The 18,792-nt window shown below is 72.0% G+C and carries 18 protein-coding genes; 9 read left to right on the top strand and 9 right to left on the bottom strand.

Translation table 11 applies throughout. From position 1 onward, the window contains the following. Window positions 1–166: 166 nt before the first annotated feature. The 6 genes from ACFWUY_RS21600 (at window position 167) to ACFWUY_RS21575 (ending at window position 8,208) form a co-directional block, all read left to right on the top strand. Window positions 167–2,530: a SulP family inorganic anion transporter gene (locus ACFWUY_RS21600; protein ID WP_384110979.1), complete on the top strand. Its 2,364-nt coding sequence runs from the start codon at window positions 167–169 to the stop codon at window positions 2,528–2,530. 261 nt (window positions 2,531–2,791) lie between these two features. Continuing rightward, window positions 2,792–4,747, top strand: a complete 1,956-nt coding sequence (gene acs, locus ACFWUY_RS21595) for an acetate--CoA ligase (protein WP_384110975.1) — start codon at window positions 2,792–2,794, stop codon at window positions 4,745–4,747. Between the two features lie 235 nt (window positions 4,748–4,982). Next, window positions 4,983–6,401, top strand: a complete 1,419-nt coding sequence (gene nhaA / locus ACFWUY_RS21590; RefSeq protein ID WP_384110973.1) for a Na+/H+ antiporter NhaA — start codon at window positions 4,983–4,985, stop codon at window positions 6,399–6,401. A gap of 57 nt (window positions 6,402–6,458) precedes the next feature. After that, entirely contained in the window at window positions 6,459–6,956 is a 498-nt protein-coding gene (locus ACFWUY_RS21585; protein ID WP_384110970.1) for a phage holin family protein, read from the top strand. After that, window positions 6,953–7,891 carry an alpha/beta fold hydrolase gene (locus ACFWUY_RS21580; RefSeq protein WP_384110967.1) on the top strand — a complete coding sequence of 313 codons (939 nt, stop codon included), beginning with the start codon at window positions 6,953–6,955 and terminating at the stop codon, window positions 7,889–7,891. The genes ACFWUY_RS21585 and ACFWUY_RS21580 overlap by 4 nt, the downstream gene beginning before the upstream one ends. Window positions 7,892–8,010: 119 nt before the next feature. Continuing rightward, a complete protein-coding gene (locus ACFWUY_RS21575; protein WP_384110964.1) occupies window positions 8,011–8,208 on the top strand; it encodes a hypothetical protein in 198 nt (65 codons plus the stop codon). Window positions 8,209–8,268: 60 nt separating this feature from the next. On the opposite strand, the gene ACFWUY_RS21570 is transcribed toward ACFWUY_RS21575, so the two are convergent. The 3 genes from ACFWUY_RS21570 to nth all read right to left on the bottom strand — a co-directional run bounded on the left by ACFWUY_RS21570 (window position 8,269) and on the right by nth (window position 11,146). Then, window positions 8,269–9,468: a MarP family serine protease gene (locus tag ACFWUY_RS21570; protein ID WP_384110961.1), complete on the bottom strand. Its 1,200-nt coding sequence runs from the start codon at window positions 9,466–9,468 to the stop codon at window positions 8,269–8,271. A 47-nt stretch (window positions 9,469–9,515) separates the two neighbouring features. Continuing rightward, window positions 9,516–10,220, bottom strand: a complete 705-nt coding sequence (locus ACFWUY_RS21565; RefSeq protein WP_384110958.1) for an NUDIX hydrolase — start codon at window positions 10,218–10,220, stop codon at window positions 9,516–9,518. Between the two features lie 77 nt (window positions 10,221–10,297). Continuing rightward, window positions 10,298–11,146: an endonuclease III gene (gene nth / locus ACFWUY_RS21560; RefSeq protein ID WP_384110955.1), complete on the bottom strand. Its 849-nt coding sequence runs from the start codon at window positions 11,144–11,146 to the stop codon at window positions 10,298–10,300. A 229-nt stretch (window positions 11,147–11,375) separates the two neighbouring features. Here nth and ACFWUY_RS21555 point away from each other — a divergent pair, with 229 nt between their 5' ends. Next, on the top strand, window positions 11,376–12,050 hold the full coding sequence (locus tag ACFWUY_RS21555; RefSeq protein ID WP_015034542.1) for a Crp/Fnr family transcriptional regulator: 675 nt from the start codon (window positions 11,376–11,378) through the stop codon (window positions 12,048–12,050). Window positions 12,051–12,134: 84 nt separating this feature from the next. Here ACFWUY_RS21555 and ACFWUY_RS21550 read toward each other — a convergent pair whose 3' ends face one another. The 5 genes from ACFWUY_RS21550 to ACFWUY_RS21530 all read right to left on the bottom strand — a co-directional run bounded on the left by ACFWUY_RS21550 (window position 12,135) and on the right by ACFWUY_RS21530 (window position 15,707). Next, window positions 12,135–13,019 (bottom strand): prohibitin family protein, encoded by an 885-nt coding sequence (locus ACFWUY_RS21550; protein ID WP_384110951.1) that lies wholly within the window; start codon window positions 13,017–13,019, stop codon window positions 12,135–12,137. A gap of 158 nt (window positions 13,020–13,177) precedes the next feature. Then, a complete protein-coding gene (locus ACFWUY_RS21545; RefSeq protein ID WP_384110949.1) occupies window positions 13,178–14,008 on the bottom strand; it encodes an MBL fold metallo-hydrolase in 831 nt (276 codons plus the stop codon). Then, complete coding sequence (locus tag ACFWUY_RS21540; RefSeq protein ID WP_384110946.1) at window positions 14,005–14,985, bottom strand: NUDIX hydrolase; 981 nt, start codon at window positions 14,983–14,985, stop codon at window positions 14,005–14,007. Before ACFWUY_RS21540 ends, ACFWUY_RS21545 begins: the two co-directional genes overlap by 4 nt. A 96-nt stretch (window positions 14,986–15,081) precedes the next feature. Then, the gene (locus tag ACFWUY_RS21535) at window positions 15,082–15,552 is read right to left on the bottom strand and encodes a RidA family protein (RefSeq protein WP_384110943.1); all 471 of its coding nucleotides are present in this window, start codon (window positions 15,550–15,552) and stop codon (window positions 15,082–15,084) included. Then, complete coding sequence (locus ACFWUY_RS21530; RefSeq protein WP_015034547.1) at window positions 15,549–15,707, bottom strand: DUF4177 domain-containing protein; 159 nt, start codon at window positions 15,705–15,707, stop codon at window positions 15,549–15,551. Before ACFWUY_RS21530 ends, ACFWUY_RS21535 begins: the two co-directional genes overlap by 4 nt. Window positions 15,708–15,830: 123 nt before the next feature. Between ACFWUY_RS21530 and ACFWUY_RS21525 the strand changes: the two genes are divergently transcribed. Next, entirely contained in the window at window positions 15,831–16,793 is a 963-nt protein-coding gene (locus tag ACFWUY_RS21525) for an ArsA family ATPase (protein ID WP_384110940.1), read from the top strand. After that, complete coding sequence (locus ACFWUY_RS21520) at window positions 16,790–18,217, top strand: ArsA-related P-loop ATPase (RefSeq protein WP_384110938.1); 1,428 nt, start codon at window positions 16,790–16,792, stop codon at window positions 18,215–18,217. Before ACFWUY_RS21525 ends, ACFWUY_RS21520 begins: the two co-directional genes overlap by 4 nt. A gap of 78 nt (window positions 18,218–18,295) precedes the next feature. Here ACFWUY_RS21520 and ACFWUY_RS21515 read toward each other — a convergent pair whose 3' ends face one another. Next, window positions 18,296–18,640 carry a WhiB family transcriptional regulator gene (locus tag ACFWUY_RS21515; RefSeq protein WP_026058363.1) on the bottom strand — a complete coding sequence of 115 codons (345 nt, stop codon included), beginning with the start codon at window positions 18,638–18,640 and terminating at the stop codon, window positions 18,296–18,298. Window positions 18,641–18,792 lie beyond the last annotated feature (152 nt).

Below are 18,792 nucleotides of genomic sequence, written 5' to 3'. Positions count from 1 at the left end.
AATGCCGGAGTCTTTACTCTCCATTACGATCCATTTACCGAGCGTTGATCCTCGTCCAGCGGGGATCCCCGCTCGGATCCCGCCGCTGCACGCCGTGACCCACGGCCGCGAGCCCCCATGTTCGTCCCGCACGAACCGCGACCGCGCTGCCCCGGAGGAGACGGGAATGACCCTCTACACCCCCGCCCGCACCACCACCCGGCCCCGTGTCCAGCGGCCTCACAGCCCGCCGGACAGGCCCCGCCGCTTCCGCGTCGCCGGAGCCGATCTCTCCGCCTCCGTCGCCGTCTTCCTGATCGCACTGCCCCTCTCGCTCGGCATCGCGCTCGCCACCGGAGCCCCGCTCCAGGCCGGCCTGGTCGCCGCCGCCGTCGGCGGCATCGTGGCCGGCCGCTTCGGCGGCTCCCCGCTCCAGGTGAGCGGCCCCGCCGCCGGACTCACCGTCGTGACCGCCGAGCTCATCCAGCTGTACGGCTGGCGCACCACCTGCGCCATCACCGTGCTCGCCGGCCTCGCCCAACTGGGCCTCTCCGCCCTCCGGGTGGCCCGCTCGGCGCTCGCCGTCTCGCCCGCGATCGTGCACGGCATGCTGGCCGGCATCGGCGTCACCATCGCGCTCGCCCAGCTCCACATCGTGCTCGGCGGCACCCCCCAGAGCTCCGCCGTCGACAACGTCCTCGGTCTGCCCGCCCAGTTGGCCGATGTCCATCCGGCGGCCCTCGCCATCAGCGCGCTCACGGTGGCCGTGCTGCTGTGCTGGCCCCGGCTGCCGGGCCGCGCCGGGCAGCTCGTACGGAAGGTCCCTGCCGCGCTCGTCGCGGTGGCCGGGGCGACGGCGGTGGCGGCGTTCGCCGGGCTCGCCGTGCCCCGGGTCGACCTGCCGTCCTGGAGCAGCCACGCGCTGCCCGGCCTGCCCGAGGGCCCGGTGCTCGGCATCGCGGCCGGAGTACTGACGATCACCCTGGTCACCAGCGTGCAGTCGCTGCTCTCGGCCGTGGCGGTCGACAAACTGGTCGCCGCCCGCCCGGACGGCGGCCGGGGCGTGCCGCGCTCCGTCCTCGACCGTGAACTCGCCGGTCAGGGCGCGGCCAACGTGGTCTCCGGGGCGCTCGGCGGACTGCCGGTCGCCGGGGTCGCGGTCCGCAGCGTCGCCAACGTGTCGGCGGGTGCGGTGAGCCGGGCCTCCACAATGTTGCACGGTCTGTGGATCGTGCTCGCGGCCCTGCTGCTCGTTCCGCTGATCGACCTGATCCCGCTGCCCGCGCTCGCCGCCCTGGTGATGGTGGTCGGCATCCAGATGGTCAGCATCACCCACATCCGTACCGTCACCCGGCACCGCGAGGTCGTTGTCTACGTGGTGACGCTGTCCGGTGTCGTCCTCGTCGGCATCCTGGAGGGCGTCGCCCTCGGCATCGCCGTGGCCGTCTCGGTCTCCCTGCACCGGCTGGCCCGCACCCGGATCACCCGTGAGGAACGGGACGGGCGCCATCTGCTGAACGTACGGGGCCAGTTGACCTTCCTGGCCGTGCCCCGGCTGAGCCGCGCCCTGCACCAACTGCCGCGCGGTTCGGACGTGGTGGTCGAGCTGGACGGCTCCTTCATGGACCACGCGGCGTACGAGACGCTGAGCGACTGGACCGCCGGTCACCTCGCCCACGGCGGCACGGTCGAGACGACCGGCCCCTCCGGCACCCGGATCGCCGACCCGGCCCCCGCCGCCTCGGCCGCGCACACCTGCTGCCGCCCCTGGACGCCGTGGCACAACCACCAGTGCGGGGAGCAGCCGGCCGACCGGCCCGACGAGGCCACGGAGCGCGCCGAGCCCCGGCGGGCGCCGGGGCTGCATCTGGCGAGCGGCATCGGCAAGTTCCAGCGGAACACGGCCCCGCTGGTACGGGACGAGCTGGCGCGGCTCGCCCGGGAGGGCCAGCGCCCCTCGCAGCTCTTCCTGACCTGCGCCGACTCCCGTCTGGTCACCAGCATGATCACGTCGAGCGGCCCGGGCGACCTGTTCACCGTGCGCAACGTCGGCAACCTCGTCCCGCTGCCGGGCGAGGAGAGCGGCGACGACTCGGTGGCGGCGGCGATCGAGTACGCGGTGGAGGTGCTGCGGGTCGAGTCGATCACCGTCTGCGGCCACTCCGGCTGCGGCGCGATGCAGGCCCTCCTGAACGGCGGCCCGGACGACCCGCCGACCCCGCTCCGCCGCTGGCTGCGCCACGGCCGGCCGAGCCTGGAGCGAATGGCGAACCGGAGACACGCCTGGGCCCGGATCTCCGGGCGGCTCCCGGCCGACGCGGTCGAGCAGCTCTGCCTGACCAACGTGGTCCAGCAGCTGGAGCACCTGCGGTCGTACGAGGCGGTGGCGCGGCGGCTCGCCGAGGGCTCGCTCACGCTGCACGGGATGTACTTCCACGTGGGCGAGGCTCAGGCGTACCTCCTCTCCGGGACGGACGAGGTGCACAGTTACGACGACGTGTTCACCCGGGTCATGCCGACGGACCCCCTGGAGCCGGCCCGCGCGTCCTGACCGAGCGCACCCCGACGGGAACCCGCGTGTCCTGACCGAGCGCACCCGACGGGAACCCGCGCGTCCTGAACCTTCCGGCTCACCCGTCCGTGAGACTGTGTGGCCCCTTCTCCCACCGCTCGGGAAGAAGGGGCCCCCGCACACCAGCACCCAACAGGTCTAAACCAATTGTCCGGAGGCTCTTGTCACCCGGGCATCTGACTGATGAGCTATGACGCGGGACACATACGCACAGAGGACGCCCTGGGAAAGGGAGATGTCGTGAGCAACGAAAGCCTGGCCAATCTGCTTCGGGAAGAGCGTCGATTTTCGCCGCCCGCCGAGCTGGCCGCGCACGCCAACGTGACGGCGGAGGCGTACGAGCAGGCCAAGGCGGACAGGCTGGGCTTCTGGGCCGAGCAGGCCAAGCGCCTGACCTGGGCCACCGAGCCGACCGAGACCCTCGACTGGTCGAACCCGCCGTTCGCCAAGTGGTTCGCCGACGGCGAGCTGAACGTGGCGTACAACTGCGTCGACCGGCACGTCGAGGCCGGCCACGGCGACCGGGTCGCCATCCACTTCGAGGGCGAGCCGGGCGACAGCCGCGCGATCACCTACGCCGAGCTCAAGGACGAGGTCTCCAAGGCGGCCAACGCCCTGACCGAGCTGGGCGTCCGGAAGGGCGACCGGGTCGCCGTCTACCTGCCGATGATCCCCGAGGCGGCCATCACGATGCTGGCCTGCGCCCGCGTCGGCGCCGCCCATTCGGTGGTCTTCGGCGGTTTCTCGGCCGACGCCGTCGCCTCCCGCATCCAGGACGCCGACGCCAAGCTGGTCGTCACCGCCGACGGCGGCTACCGCCGGGGCAAGCCGACCGCCCTCAAGCCGGCCATCGACGAGGCCGTCGCCAAGTGCCCGCAGGTCGAGCACGTCCTCGTGGTCCGCCGCACGGGCCAGGACACCGCGTTCACCGAGGGCCGCGACGTGTGGTGGGACGACGTCGTCGCCCGCCAGTCCGCCGAGCACGCCCCGGAGGCCTTCGAGGCGGAGCACCCGCTCTTCATCCTCTACACCTCGGGCACCACGGGGAAGCCGAAGGGCATCCTGCACACCTCCGGCGGCTACCTCACCCAGGCCGCCTACACCCACCACGCCGTCTTCGACCTCAAGCCGGAGACCGACGTCTACTGGTGCACCGCCGACATCGGCTGGGTCACCGGGCACTCGTACATCGTCTACGGCCCGCTGGCCAACGGCGCGACGCAGGTCATGTACGAGGGCACCCCGGACACCCCGCACCAGGGCCGGTTCTGGGAGATCGTGCAGAAGTACGGCGTCACGATCCTCTACACGGCGCCGACCGCGATCCGCACGTTCATGAAGTGGGGAGACGACATCCCCGCCAAGTTCGACCTCTCCAGCCTCCGCGTCCTCGGCTCGGTCGGCGAACCGATCAACCCCGAGGCCTGGATCTGGTACCGCGAGCACATCGGCGCCGGCGGGACCCCGATCGTGGACACCTGGTGGCAGACCGAGACCGGCGCGATGATGATCTCGCCGCTGCCGGGCGTCACCGAGACCAAGCCGGGCTCCGCCCAGCGCCCGCTGCCGGGCATCGCGGCGACCGTCGTCGACGACGAGGCCAACGAGGTGCCGAACGGGGGCGGCGGCTACCTGGTCCTCACCGAGCCGTGGCCGTCGATGCTCCGCACCATCTGGGGCGACGACCAGCGCTACATCGACACCTACTGGTCCCGCTTCGAGGGCAAGTACTTCGCCGGTGACGGGGCCAAGAAGGACGAGGACGGCGACATCTGGCTGCTCGGCCGGGTCGACGACGTCATGCTCGTCTCCGGTCACAACATCTCGACCACCGAGGTCGAGTCTGCCCTCGTCTCGCACCCGTCCGTCGCCGAGGCGGCCGTCGTCGGCGCCGCCGACGAGACGACCGGTCAGGCGATCGTCGCCTTCGTGATCCTGCGCGGTACGGCCAGCCAGGACGAAAACCTGGTCGCCGAGCTGCGCAACCACGTGGGCGCGACCCTCGGCCCGATCGCCAAGCCGAAGCGGGTCCTGCCGGTGGCGGAGCTGCCGAAGACCCGCTCGGGCAAGATCATGCGCCGTCTGCTGCGCGACGTCGCCGAGAACCGGGAGCTGGGTGACGTCACCACGCTGACCGACTCCTCGGTCATGTCGCTGATCCAGACCCAGCTGCCGACCGCGTCCAGCGAGGACTGAGCCCGGCCCGTACGACGCGAACGCCCGCCCCGAGCTCCTGGGGGCGGGCGTGCGTGTCTCGCCGTACCCGACGGGACGAAAAGGGTGAATCTCCCTAAAGTGAATCCCGCCGGACGTCACCCGCGCTCGTTAGGTAACGTAAAGACCGCGTCAGTGACGCGACAGGAAAACCTAGGTGCGCCGGGAAGTCTGGTCGGCATGTGCTCTGCCCTGCCCACCGACCGGAGGTTCCTTCGTGGCCGCGCCCGCCCCGACCGACCGTGACGACCGCAAGCCCGACGACCGCAGGTTCCTCGGTCGTCTCCCCCTCCCCGAGCGGCGCTACCTCGCCGACGCCCTGCGCGCCGAGACCGTCGGCGGCGTGCTGCTCCTCGTCGCCGCCGTCACCGCCCTCGTCTGGGCCAACACGCTGGGCGGCAGCTACGAGTCCGTCAGCGACTTCCACATCGGCCCCGCCGCCCTCGGCCTCGACCTGTCGATCCAGCACTGGGCCGCCGACGGCCTCCTCGCGGTCTTCTTCTTCGTCGCCGGCATCGAACTCAAGCGCGAACTCGTCGCGGGCGAGCTGCGCGACCCCCGGGCCGCCGCCCTCCCCGTCATCGCCGCGCTCTGCGGCATGGCCGCGCCCGCCCTCGTCTACGCCCTGGTCAACGCCGTGGGCGACGGCTCGATGGACGGCTGGGCCGTGCCCACCGCGACCGACATCGCCTTCGCGCTCGCCGTCCTCGCCGTCATCGGCACCTCACTGCCGTCCGCGCTGCGCGCCTTCCTGCTCACCCTCGCCGTCGTCGACGACCTCTTCGCGATCCTGATCATCGCGGTCTTCTTCACCAGCGACCTGGACTTCGCCGCGCTCGGCGGCGCCTTCGCGGGACTCGCCCTCTTCTGGCTGCTGCTCCGCAAGGGCGTCCGCGGCTGGTACGTGTACGTGCCGCTGGCCCTGGTCATCTGGGCCCTGATGTACAACAGCGGCGTCCACGCCACCATCGCCGGCGTCGCCATGGGCCTGATGCTGCGCTGCACCACCCGGGAGGGCGAGAAGCACTCCCCCGGCGAGCACATCGAGCACCTCGTGCGCCCGCTCTCGGCCGGCCTCGCCGTACCGCTGTTCGCGCTCTTCTCGGCCGGGGTCGGCATCTCCGGCGGCGCGATCCACGACGTCTTCACCCAGCCGGTCACCCTCGGCGTGGTCCTCGGCCTGGTCGTCGGAAAGGCCGTCGGCATCTTCGGCGGAACCTGGCTCGCCGCCCGCTTCACCAGGGCCGAGCTCAACCCCGACCTGGCCTGGCCCGACGTGTTCGCCGTCGCCGCCCTCGCCGGCATCGGCTTCACCGTCTCGCTCCTCATCGGCGAACTCGCCTTCGAGGGGGACACCGCCCTCACCGACGAGGTGAAGGCGGCCGTCCTGGTCGGCTCGCTCATCGCGGCCGCCCTCGCCTCCGTCCTGCTGAAGCTCCGGGTCCGCAAGTACCAGGCGCTCGTCTCCGCCGAGGAGCGCGACGACGACGAGGACGGCATCCCCGACATCTACGAGCAGGACGACCCGGAGTACCACCTCCGGATGGCCGCGATCCACGAGAGGAAGGCCGCCGAGCACCGTCAGCTCGCCCGAGCGGCGGGGGCACCGCGCGACGAGGCCGACCGTCCGGCATGATCTGATGCGGACCGCGTAGAAGAGAACCCGGACCGCAGAAGAGAAGAGGGAGCACCGATGAGCGACCCGTTCTACGGAACCGAGCGCAGCCTCGGCCAGCTGGTCGCCTCGGCGACCGCCGAGATGTCCGCGCTGGTGCACGACGAGATCGCCCTGGCCAAGGCCGAACTGCGGCAGGACGTCAAGCGCGGCGCGATGGGCGGCGCCGCGGGCGGCGCGGCGGCGACCGTGCTGCTGTTCTCCCTGCCCATGCTGAGCTTCGCGCTCGCGTACGGCATCAACGCCTGGACCGGCGGGCACAACGGGAACGGGGGCTGGAACCTCGCCTGGTGCTTCCTGCTGTCCTTCACGGCGAATGTGCTGCTCGCCGGCCTGCTCGGCCTGATCTCGTACGCCAAGTTCAAGAAGGTCAAGCCGCCGAAGAAGTCCATCGCCTCGGCCAAGCAGACGGCCGCGATCATGCAGAACGTCAAGCCGCACCCGCGCCCGGAGCAGGACAAGGCGCTGGAGAAGGCGCTGGACAGGTCCCCCGCTGTGGCACGCTCGTCCGTATGACCCTCCCCGAGAGCAGCAACGGCGGGCCCGTCCGGCTCGGCGGGCCGTGGACCCATCGCGACGTGGCCGCCAACGGCGCCCGCTTCCACATCGCCGAGATGGGCGACGGCCCCCTGGTGCTGCTCCTGCACGGCTTCCCGCAGTTCTGGTGGACCTGGCGCCATCAGCTGCCCGTCCTCGCGGAGGCCGGCTTCCGGGCCGTCGCGATGGACCTGCGCGGCGTCGGCGGCAGCGACCGCACGCCCCGGGGTTACGACCCCGCCAACCTGGCCCTCGACATCACGGGTGTGATCCGCTCCCTGGGCGAGCCGGACGCGGCGCTCGTCGGCCACGACCTCGGCGGGTACCTCGCCTGGACGGCGGCCGTGATGCGGCCCAAGCTGGTGCGCCGGCTCGCGGTCTCCTCGATGCCGCACCCGCGCCGCTGGCGCTCGGCGATGCTCTCCGACTTCGCCCAGTCGCGGGCCGGTTCGCACGTCTGGGGCTTCCAGCGGCCGTGGCTGCCGGAGCGTCAGCTCGTGGCCGACGACGCGTCACTGGTCGGAGAGCTGATCCGGGACTGGTCGGGGCCGCAGCCCCGGGGCGCTTCGGACGACGAGGCGATCGAGGTGTACCGGCGGGCGATGCTGGTCCCGTCGACGGCGCACTGCTCGATCGAGCCGTACCGCTGGATGGTGCGCTCGCTCGCCCGCCCGGACGGCATCCAGTTCAACCGGCGCATGAAGCGGCCGGTGCGGGTGCCGACGCTCCATCTGCACGGCTCCCTTGACCCGGTGATGCGGACCCGGAGCGCGGCGGGATCGGGCGAGTACGTGGAGGCGCCGTACCGCTGGCGGCTCTTCGACGGGCTCGGTCACTTCCCGCACGAGGAGGACCCGGTGGCCTTCTCCACGGAGCTCGTCAACTGGCTGAAGGACCCCGAGCCCGACCGCTGACGGCCCGTCTCCCCCGGGGGCGTACAGACTTCCTTCGAACGGCCATGTGCCCCGCGCATACTCCAATTGGCGGGCTCCCGGGAGGTTACCGACCTTGGGCCACGGGCAGACGTCGAGGTATGGGCTGGACGCACGACTACGGTGACACGACCGCACGCAACCGCCACTCGGCCGCCGCGCCGGGCCCCCACGAGGGGGGTGGACCGCCGGACCCCGGCGGCTCGCACGCCGTGCAAGAGGTGGGGATCTCTCGCATCCTCCGCCGCCGGGCCCGCTGGGTGTCGGCCCGGCTCCGGCACCCCCGCGACACCCCCTAGCGGGGCCGGGGACCACAGGGCCTGACGGGCCGGGGCCACAGAGCCCGGCCGGACCGGGGACTACAGGGCGCAGGCCTGGGTGTCGACCTGCTGGTTGGCCGCCCGGCCGCGCTCGATGTCCTCGCGGATCTCGTCGACCGTCAGGGCGTAGCCGGTGTTCGCGTCGTCGAGCGAGCGGGCGAAGATCACGCCGTACACCTCGCCGTCCTCGGTGAGGAGCGGACCGCCGGAGTTGCCCTGGCGGACCGTCGTGTACAGCGAGTACACGTCCCTGCGCACGTCGCCACGGCGGTAGATGTCGGGCCCGTCCGCGTTGATACGGCCCCGGACACGCGCCGAGCGCACGTCGTACGAGCCGTTCTCCGGGAAACCGGCGACGATCGCGCCGTCGCCGCTCCTGGCGTCCTCGTCGGCGAAGACGAGCGGCTCGGCCCTGAGGTCCGGCACGTCCAGGACGGCGATGTCGCGCTGCCAGTCGTAGAGGACGACCTTGGCGTCGTACAGCTTGCCCTCGCCGCCTATCTGGACGGTCGGCTCGTCGACGCCTCCGACGACGTGGGCGTTGGTCATGATGCGGCGGTCGGCGAAGACGAAGCCGGTGCCTTCGAGGACCTTGCCGCAGCTCTGCGCGGTGCCGACGACCTTCACGATGGAACGCTGGGCGCGCGCGGCGACCGGGCTGTCGGCGAGCAGCGGGTCGGGCGGCGGGACCGGGGTGATCGGCTCGTCGGCGAACGGGCTGAAGACCGGGGGGAAGCCGCTGCGGGCCAGGGTGGAGCCGAAGTCGTCGAACCAGCGGGACGCCTGATCCGGCATCACCTCTTCCACCCCGAGGAGGACCTTGGAGTTCCGTACCTCCTTGCCGACGGTGGGCATCGAGGTCTCGGCGAGGGCGGAACCGAGCAGCCAGGCCACGAGCAGCATCGCGACGACGTTGACCAGGGCGCCGCCCGTGGCGTCGAGGGCGCGCGCGGGTGACCAGGTGATGTGACGGCGCAGCTTGTTGCCGAGGTGGGTGGTGAAGGCCTGGCCGACCGAGGCGCAGACGATGACGACCATCACGAAGACGACCGTCGCCGTGGTCGAGACCTCGCTGTTGTCGGTCAGCTGGTTCCACAGGACCGGAAGCAGCAGAACGGCGACGAGACCGCCGCCGAGGAAGCCGATCACCGACAGGATGCCGACCACGAATCCCTGGCGGTAACCGATGATCGCGAACCACACGGCGGCGAGCAGCAACAAGATGTCCAGCACGTTCACCGTCAATTGCCTCGCAGATTCGTTTCCGGTCGCCGGGGTTCAGCCTGTCACGACCGCCAGTCGAGCGGGACCTGTCGGGACCGGTCCCAGGGGCGCTCCCAGCCGGAGAAATGCAGTAGCCGGTCGATCACACCGGCCGTGAAACCCCAGACCAGAGCGGACGCGACCAGGAACGCGGGGCCCCGGTGGCCGCTCGGGTGGACTGCCGTCGCGCGGTTCGCGGGATCCGTGAGATCCGCCACGGGGACGGTGAAGACCCGGGCGGTCTCGCCGGGGTCCACGACCCCGACCGGGCTGGGGGCGCGCCACCAGCCGAGGACCGGGGTGACGACGAAGCCGCTGACCGGGATGTAGAGCCGGGGCAGCACCCCGAAGAGCTGGACGCCCGCCGGGTCGAGCCCGGTCTCCTCCTCGGCCTCGCGCAGGGCCGCCCGCAGGAGCCCGCCGTCGGCCGGGTCGCCGTCCTCGGGGTCGAGGGCGCCGCCGGGGAACGAGGGCTGGCCGGCGTGGGAGCGCAGGCTGCCGGCCCGCTCCATGAGCAGCAGCTCGGGGCCGCGCTCCCCCTCGCCGAAGAGGACGAGGACGGCGGACTGCCGCCCGGCGCCGCTCGCGGGCGGCAGGAAGCGGCTCAGCTGCTCGGGCGCGACCGTGCGGGCGGCCCGGTCGACGGGTCCCAGCCAGTCGGGCAGCCCGTCGCGGCTGAGCAGGCCGTGGACGTCCTCGTCGTAAATCTCTTCGTCAGTGCGCGTCATGGGCACCCCCGTGTTGGACAACGCCATCGATGGACGGGTTCGTTCCCCCGGGCCGTCGGGGCCCTTCCGGGGCGGGCTCAGCCGCTCGCGCCCAGCGGGGGCGCCGGGCGGCCGGGGAAGCCGGGCGGCGGATTGAGCCGCTGGCCGGGGAAGCCGCCCTTCTCGTACTTGAGCAGCTTCGCCGCCTTCTCGGGGTCGGTCTCGCCCTCTCCGTACGAGGGGCAGAGGTGGGTGATCGGGCAGGCGCCGCACGCCGGCTTGCGGGCGTGGCAGATCCGGCGGCCGTGGAAGATCACCCGGTGCGAGAGCATCGTCCACTCGCTCTTCGGGAAGATCTCGGCGACCTCGGCCTCGATCTTCACCGGGTCCTCGGACCCGGTCCACTTCCAGCGCCGGGCCAGTCGCATGAAGTGGGTGTCCACCGTGATGCCGGGGACCCCGAAGGCGTTGCCGAGGACGACGAAGGCGGTCTTGCGGCCGACGCCGGGGAGCTTGACGAGGTCGTCGAGGCGGCCGGGCACCTCGCCCCCGAAGTCGTCCCTGAGGGCGGCGGCGAGACCCATGATCGACTTGGTCTTGGCGCGGAAGAAGCCGGTGGGGCGGATGAGCTCCTCGACCTCCTCGGGCACGGCGGCGGCGAGGTCCTCGGGCGTGGGGTACTTCGCGAAGAGGGCGGGCGTGGTCTGGTTGACCCGCAGGTCGGTGGTCTGCGCCGAGAGGACCGTGGCGACGAGCAGCTCGAAGGGGTTGCGGAAGTCGAGCTCCGGATGGGCGTACGGGTAGACCTCGGCCAACTCGCGGTTGATCCTGCGAGCTCTGCGAACCATCGCGAGCCGCGACTCGGGCTTGACGGGCTTCCGATTTGTCACTTTTACCTGTTTCGACACGCCGCGTTCGCCCACAGCGGAATTACCTTCGGCCGACACTCTTCCAGCCCCCTTGGCCTGCGCTCTCACCGGCGAGTTGGACACCCGGCCAGCCTAGGGGCCACCGCCGACATCCGCCCCGGGCGTGGCCGATCAGCGCCCAATCGGGCCCCTGACGTACGGACGGGCGACTCGGTACGTCAAACTTGTTGTGATTGATCGCACTGTTTTGTACGTCCGGCATCATGGGACCAGGTCCCTGAGCAGGTCGACAGTATGGAGAGAACTCGTGGACGACGTTCTGCGGCGCGCCCCGCTCTTCGCGGCGCTCGATGACGAGCAGGCTGCCGAGCTGCGCGCCTCGATGAGTGAGGCGACGCTCGCCCGTGGCGACGCGCTCTTCCACGAGGGCGACCCCGGCGACCGCCTGTACGTGGTGACCGAGGGCAAGGTGAAGCTGCACCGCACCTCCCCCGACGGTCGCGAGAACATGCTGGCCGTCCTCGGCCCCGGCGAGCTCATCGGTGAGCTGTCGCTGTTCGACCCGGGCCCGCGCACCGCGACCGCGACCGCGCTGACCGAGGTCAAGCTGCTCGGCTTGGGCCACGGCGACCTCCAGCCCTGGCTGAACGCGCGCCCCGAGGTGGCCACCGCGCTGCTGCGCGCGGTCGCCCGCCGACTGCGCAAGACCAACGACCAGATGTCCGACCTGGTCTTCTCCGACGTGCCGGGCCGTGTCGCCCGCGCGCTCCTCGACCTGTCGCGCCGCTTCGGCGTGCAGTCGGAGGAGGGCATCCACGTCGTCCACGACCTCACCCAGGAGGAGCTGGCCCAGCTGGTCGGCGCCTCCCGCGAGACGGTCAACAAGGCACTCGCCGACTTCGCCCAGCGCGGCTGGCTGCGCCTGGAGGCCCGCGCCGTGATCCTCCTCGACGTGGAGCGCCTCGCGAAGCGCTCGCGCTGAGCACCCTCGTGAGCGAAGTACGCGAAAGGGCCGCCCCGGCCATCGGACCGGGGCGGCCCTTTCACGTACGTACGGACCGACGGGTCAGCGCTTCGAACCGTCCACGATCACCGGGGCCGAGCTGCCGTTCGCGCAGGGCACGGTGTAGATCGGGTTCTTCGCCGCGGCGTCCTTGAACGCGTCGATGCACTGGTTCATCAGGACGCGGTCCGTCAGCGAGTCGTTGAGGATCTTGTTGGCGCGGGCGATGCCCTCCGCCTCGATCCGGCGCCGGTCGGACTCGGCCTGGGCCGTGCGAGCGGCCTCGAGGGCGCGCTCGGTCGCCTGCTGCTGCTGGATCTTGCGGTCGATCTGGTCCTGCAGCGCCTTGGACGGCTTCACGTTGCGCAGGTTGACCGTGGTCACGTCGATGCCGCGCGGGGCGAGCCGCTCCTTGACCAGCTCGCCGATCTCGGCGTTGATCTTCTCGCGGGCCGAGCTGTAGCCCTCTTCGCTGGTGTGGCGGGCGAAGACGTTGCGGATGATCTCCCGGCTGTCCGGGAACACCAGCCGCTGCTGGATGGCGGCCTCGCTGCCGGCGAGCCGGTACAGCTCCACGGCCTTGGTCGGCGCGACGGCCCACTTCACCGTCACCTCGACCTCCATCACGCCACCCTGCGAGGAGCGCACCTCGACCACGTCCTTGTCGGAGAGGTTGAGGTCCACCGGGCGGGTGGAGAAGGTGGTGACCGTGGTGAACGGCGAGATCACGTTCACGCCGGGCGTCATGGGCGTGCCCACCTTGCCGAAGGTGACCGGCACGCCGACCTCGTACGCGCCGACGACGTGGACGACGCTGGTGACGCCGGCGAGGAGAGCGGCGATCAGCGCGCCCAGCGCGCCGAGGCGGAGAGGGGCGCGGTCCGTGGAACGCCCCACGAGGAAGAGCACCACCGCCGCGATGAGCAGAAGAATGGCCAGGACAAGCACGAGAATCCCCCCGATGAAACGACTACTGACACGGTCGGCCCATACTGCCGACGTAAAGGGACCGTAAAGCATGGCGCGGTCCCCGGACCATGCCGGGGCCCGGCAGAACCGCCGCGCGTACCGCTGCCGACCCCGCCCCCTCGGATGCGACGGTCAGGTCAGATCAGGCCCCGCCCCCGCAGGTACTCCAGCTGGGCCCGTACGGACAGCTCGGCCGCCGGCCACAGCGAGCGGTCCACGTCCGCGTACACATGGGCGACGACCTCCGCCGCCGTCCGGTGACCGCTCTCGACCGCCGTCTCCACCTGCGCGAGCCGGCTCGCCCGGTGCGCGAGATAGAACTCCACGGCCCCCTGCGCGTCCTCCAGGACCGGCCCGTGCCCCGGCAGGACCGTGTGCACCCCGTCGTCGACGGTGAGCGAGCGGAGCCGCCGCAGCGAGTCCAGGTAGTCGCCGAGCCGCCCGTCCGGATGGGCCACCATCGTCGTCCCGCGCCCCAGGATCGTGTCCCCGGTGAGCACCGCGCGGTCGGCGGGCAGGTGGAAGGAGAGCGAGTCCGAGGTGTGGCCGGGCGTCGGGACGACCCGTAGCTCCAGCCCCCCGACCGTCACCACGTCCCCCGCGCCGAGCCCCTCGTCGCCGAGCCGCAGCGCCGGGTCGAGGGCCCGTACGGGCGTCCCGGTCAGCTCGGCGAAGCGGCCGGCGCCCTCCGCGTGGTCCGGGTGGCCGTGGGTCAGCAGGGTGAGCGCGACCCGCTTGCCGAGCTCCTCCGCGGTCGTGACCACCCGGCGCAGGTGGGTCTCGTCGAGCGGGCCCGGGTCGACGACGACGGCGAGGTCGGAACCGGGCTCGGAGAGGAGCCAGGTGTTGGTGCCGTCGAGGGTCATCGCGGACGGGTTCGGCGCGAGGACGTTCACGGCACGGGCGGTCGCCGGACCGGAGGTGACGACTCCGCGCGGCTGGCCGGGCAGGGCGGCGGCGTCGCTCATCGCTCGTCCCCCATCGGGATGATCTTGGTGAACTCCTCGTGTCCCGGCCAGCTCAGAACCAGCTCCTCGCCCTCCAGGCGCGCCTGCGCGAGCACCGGGGCCATGTCCTGCCGCGAGGCCCCCGCGAGCGCCTCGGCCGCCGTCCCGTACCGCTCCAGGGCGCGCAGGGTCGAGATCGTCGGCGGCATCATCGTCAGCTCGCCCCGGTCGTAGCCGGCGGCGGCGTCCGCCGGGCGGATCCAGACGGTCCGGTCGGCCTCCGTGGAGGCGTTCCGGGTGCGCTGCCCGGCCGGCAGCGCGGCCACGAAGAACCAGGTGTCGTACCGGCGCTGCTCGAACTCCGGAGTGATCCAGCGGGCCCACGCGCCGAGCAGGTCGGAGCGGAGCACCAGCCCCCGCCGGTCCAGGAAGTCGGCGAAGGACAGCTCCCGGGCGACGAGCGCCTCCCGGTCCCGCTCCCAGTCCTCGCCGGTCGTGTCGCCGACCACGGTCTCCGGGGTCTCCCCGGCGAGCAGGACGCCCGCCTCCTCGTACGTCTCGCGCACGGCGGCGCAGACCACGGCCTGGGCCTGCGCGGGGTCGTCGAGGCCGAGCCGGGCCGCCCACGACTCCCGGGAGGGCCCCGCCCAGCGCACCGGGTGCTCGTCGCGCGGGTCGACACCGCCGCCGGGGTAGGCGTACGCGCCGCCCGCGAAGGCCATGGAGGTACGGCGGCGCAGCATGTGGACGTCGGGACCCGCGGCCCCGTCCCGCAGGAGCAGGACGGTCGCGGCGCGGCGGGGGGTCACCGGGGTGAGCTCGCCGGCGGCGAGGGCGCGGATGCGGTCGGGCCACTCGGGCGGGTACCACTGCCCGTTCGCCCGCTTCGGCTGAACCGCCGGGGTGCTCGGCTCCGGCCGACCGCTCGGCTGCTCCGGCCGACCGCTGTTCGCCTGCTCCGGCTGACCACTCGCCTGCTTCGGCTGACCATTCGACATGGCCGGATGCTATGCGCAAGCACCGGAATGCACGAGAGCCGATCCTCCCGGGCGGGAGAACCGGCTCTGCGTCGCGCACGGACGTACGGCGTGAGGTCAGGCCTCGACCAGTTCCACCTGGACCTCGACCTCGACCGGGGCGTCGAGCGGCAGCACGGTCACGCCGACGGCGCTGCGGGCGTGCACGCCCTTGTCGCCGAGGACCGCTCCGAGCAGCTCGCTGGCGCCGTTGATGACGCCCGGCTGCCCGGTGAAGTCGGGGGCGGAGGCGACGAAGCCGACGACCTTCACGACCCGCTTGATCCGGTCCAGGTCACCGGCGACCGACTTCACGGCCGCGAGCGCGTTCAGCGCGCAGGTGGCCGCGAGCTGCTTGGCCTCCTCCGCGGTGACCTCGCCGCCGACCTTGCCGGTCAGCTGGAGCTCGCCGCCCACCATCGGGAGCTGGCCCGAGGTGTAGACGTACACGCCCGACTGCACGGCCGGCTGGTAGGCGGCCAGCGGCGGCACGACCGCCGGCAGGGTCAGGCCCAGCTCGGCGAGCTTCGCCTCGACGGTCCCGCTCACGACTTGGCCCGCTTCAGGTAGGCCACGAGCTGCTCGGGGTTGTTCGGCCCGGGCACGACCTGGACGAGCTCCCAGCCGTCCTCGCCCCAGGTGTCCAGAATCTGCTTGGTCGCGTGCACCAGAAGCGGCACCGTGACGTACTCCCACTTGGTCATGGAGCCGACTGTATCCGCTGCGGCGCGGCCACCCTTCGAGGCGGTCCCCGAAGCTTCCCCCAGGGAGCTCCTCCGGGGCGGCCACCTGATTGGGCACCGCCGCCAGTGGTTAGGCTCGACAGCGTGAGCAGGCTCCAGGTCGTCAGTGGCAAGGGCGGTACCGGTAAGACGACGGTCGCCGCCGCCCTCGCCCTCGCCCTCGCGACGGAGGGCAAGCGCACCCTCCTCGTCGAGGTCGAAGGCAGACAGGGCATCGCACAGCTCTTCGAGACGGAGACACTTCCGTACGAGGAGCGCAAGATCGCCGTCGCCCCCGGCGGCGGAGAGGTGTACGCGCTGGCGATCGACGCCGAGCGCGCGCTCCTCGACTACCTCCAGATGTTCTACAAACTGGGCAGCGCGGGGCGGGCCCTGAAGAAGCTCGGCGCGATCGACTTCGCGACGACGATAGCGCCGGGCGTACGGGACGTCCTGCTGACCGGCAAGGCCTGTGAGGCGGTCCGGCGGCGCGAGAAGCACGGCGGTCACACGTACGACCACGTGGTGATGGACGCGCCGCCCACCGGCCGCATCACCCGCTTCCTCAACGTCAACGACGAGGTGGCGGGCCTGGCGAGGATCGGCCCGATACACAACCAGGCGCAGGCCGTCATGCGGGTCCTCAAGTCCCCGGAGACGGCGGTGCACCTGGTGACCCTCCTGGAGGAGATGCCGGTGCAGGAGACGGCGGACGGCATCGCGGAGCTCCGGGACGCCGAACTGCCCGTGGGCCGGGTCGTGGTGAACATGGTCCGGCCGCACGTCCTCGACGAGGCGGCGGTACGGGCCGCCTCCGGCGACCACCGGGAGGCGATCGCCAGGACGCTGGTCTCCGCCGGCGTCACGGGCGGCACGACGCTGGTCGAGCCGCTGCTCGGCCAGGCGGCCGAGCACGCCCGGCGGGTGGAGCTGGAGCGGGCGCAGCGCACGGTCCTCGACGGCATCGGCGTCCCCTCGTACGAGCTTCCCTTCCTGGGGGACGGGGCGGACATCGCGGGGCTCTACCGGCTGGCGAAGGAACTGCGGAAGCAAGGGGTGGGCGCGTGACGGAGAAGGCTGCCGGTCCCGCCGGGGGCGGACTCGACACGACTCAGGAGGCGGGCACGGCCCCGGAGTCCGACCGGACCCCCGTCGCGGACGGGCTCGACGGCGCACCCGTCCTCGACGCCGTTCCCGTCCTCGGCCTCGACCTCGATCAGCTGATCGACGACCGGGGCACCCGCATCATCGTCTGCTGCGGCTCCGGCGGGGTCGGCAAGACGACCACGGCGGCGGCCCTGGGCGTACGGGCGGCGGAGCGCGGACGCCGGGTCGTGGTCCTCACCATCGACCCGGCCCGCCGCCTCGCCCAGTCGATGGGAATCGACTCCCTCGACAACACCCCGCGCAAGGTCGAGGGCATCAAGGGCTCCGACGGCGGCGAACTGCACGCCATGATGCTGGACATGAAGCGGACCTTCGACGAGATCGTCGAGGCGCACGCGGACCCCGAGCGGGCGCGGGCGATCCTGGAGAACCCCTTCTACCAGTCCCTGTCCGCCGGATTCGCCGGTACGCAGGAGTACATGGCGATGGAGAAGCTGGGCCAGCTCCGGGCCCGCGACGCGTGGGACCTGATCGTCGTGGACACCCCGCCGTCCCGGTCCGCCCTGGACTTCCTGGACGCGCCGAAGCGGCTCGGGTCGTTCCTCGACGGGAAGTTCATCAAGCTGCTCATGGCGCCGGCGAAGGTGGGCGGCCGGGCCGGCATGAAGTTCCTCAACGTCGGCATGTCGATGATGACGGGGACCCTCGGCAAGCTGCTCGGGGGTCAGTTCCTCAAGGACGTGCAGACGTTCGTCGCGGCGATGGACACGATGTTCGGCGGTTTCCGTACCCGCGCGGACGCCACGTACAAGCTGCTCCAGGCCCCGGGCACGGCCTTCCTCGTGGTGGCCACGCCGGAGCGGGACGCGCTGCGCGAGGCCGCGTACTTCGTGGAGCGGCTGGCCGCCGAGGAGATGCCGCTGGCCGGTCTCGTCCTCAACCGGGTCCACGGCAGTGACGCCGCCCGGCTGTCGGCCGAGCGGGCGCGGGCCGCCGCGGAAAATCTTGAGGAGGGGCGCATTGTGGATCAGGGGGGCGGGAAAGCTGACCGCAGTGGCTCCCCGGCCACTGAGTCCGAGCCGTTCGACCTCGCCACCGCCGCCGCAACTCCCGTACCCGAGGCTGCCCCCACAGCCGAACCGGCACAGGAAACAGACGTGGACGTACGACATCTCACCGCGGGACTTCTGCACCTGCATGCCGAGCGCATGCGGGTGCTCGCGCGTGAGCAGCGCACGCGTGACCGCTTCACGGCACTCCACCCCGAGGTGGCGGTGACCGAAGTGGCGGCCCTGCCCGGCGATGTGCACGACCTCGCCGGGCTGCGGGCCATCGGTGACCGGCTGACGGCCGGACGGATGCCCTCGGCCCGGCCGAGGGTCTAGCGCCTGTTCGGCCCCGATCCGCCGGACGCGGTCCGGTCGGTGGCGGCGTACGCGCCTGGCCGGCCGCCGCGTACGGGCCTAGCCGACGGCGGCGTACGCCTCGTACGTCGCGTCGTCCTCCATCGCCACGGGCAGCAGGCCCGCTCCCCGCTCGTACTCCGTGCGCGCGGTCTCCAGGAGCCGGCGCCACGAGGTGACGGTCGGCCTGCGGCGCAGCAGCGCGCGTCGCTCGCGCTCCGTCATGCCGCCCCACACACCGAACTCCACGCGGTTGTCGAGGGCGTCGGCGAGGCACTCGGTCCGCACCGGGCATCCGGTGCACACCGCCTTTGCCCTGTTCTGTGCCGCTCCCTGCACGAAAAGTTCATCCGGATCGGTAGTGCGGCAGGCCGCCTGCGCACTCCAGTCAGCTACCCAGCCCATACCGGCGCCGTCCTCTCCCGAATCGAGGCTCCCCCACGGCGGCAGCGGCATATTCACCGCTGCCAGTTGGGACGTTACGGAAGGTGGGCACAGCGCAACACCCCCTTCGGGCCCAATCTTGGATGGCCCGAACGGACTATGCGTGCGCGTCA

Origin of the sequence: Streptomyces sp. NPDC058664 (assembly GCF_042716635.1) — a bacterium.
Lineage (GTDB): Bacteria > Actinomycetota > Actinomycetes > Streptomycetales > Streptomycetaceae > Streptomyces.
Note: the sequence above shows the minus strand (reverse complement) of the source record. Positions and strands in the feature narration are given on the sequence as shown.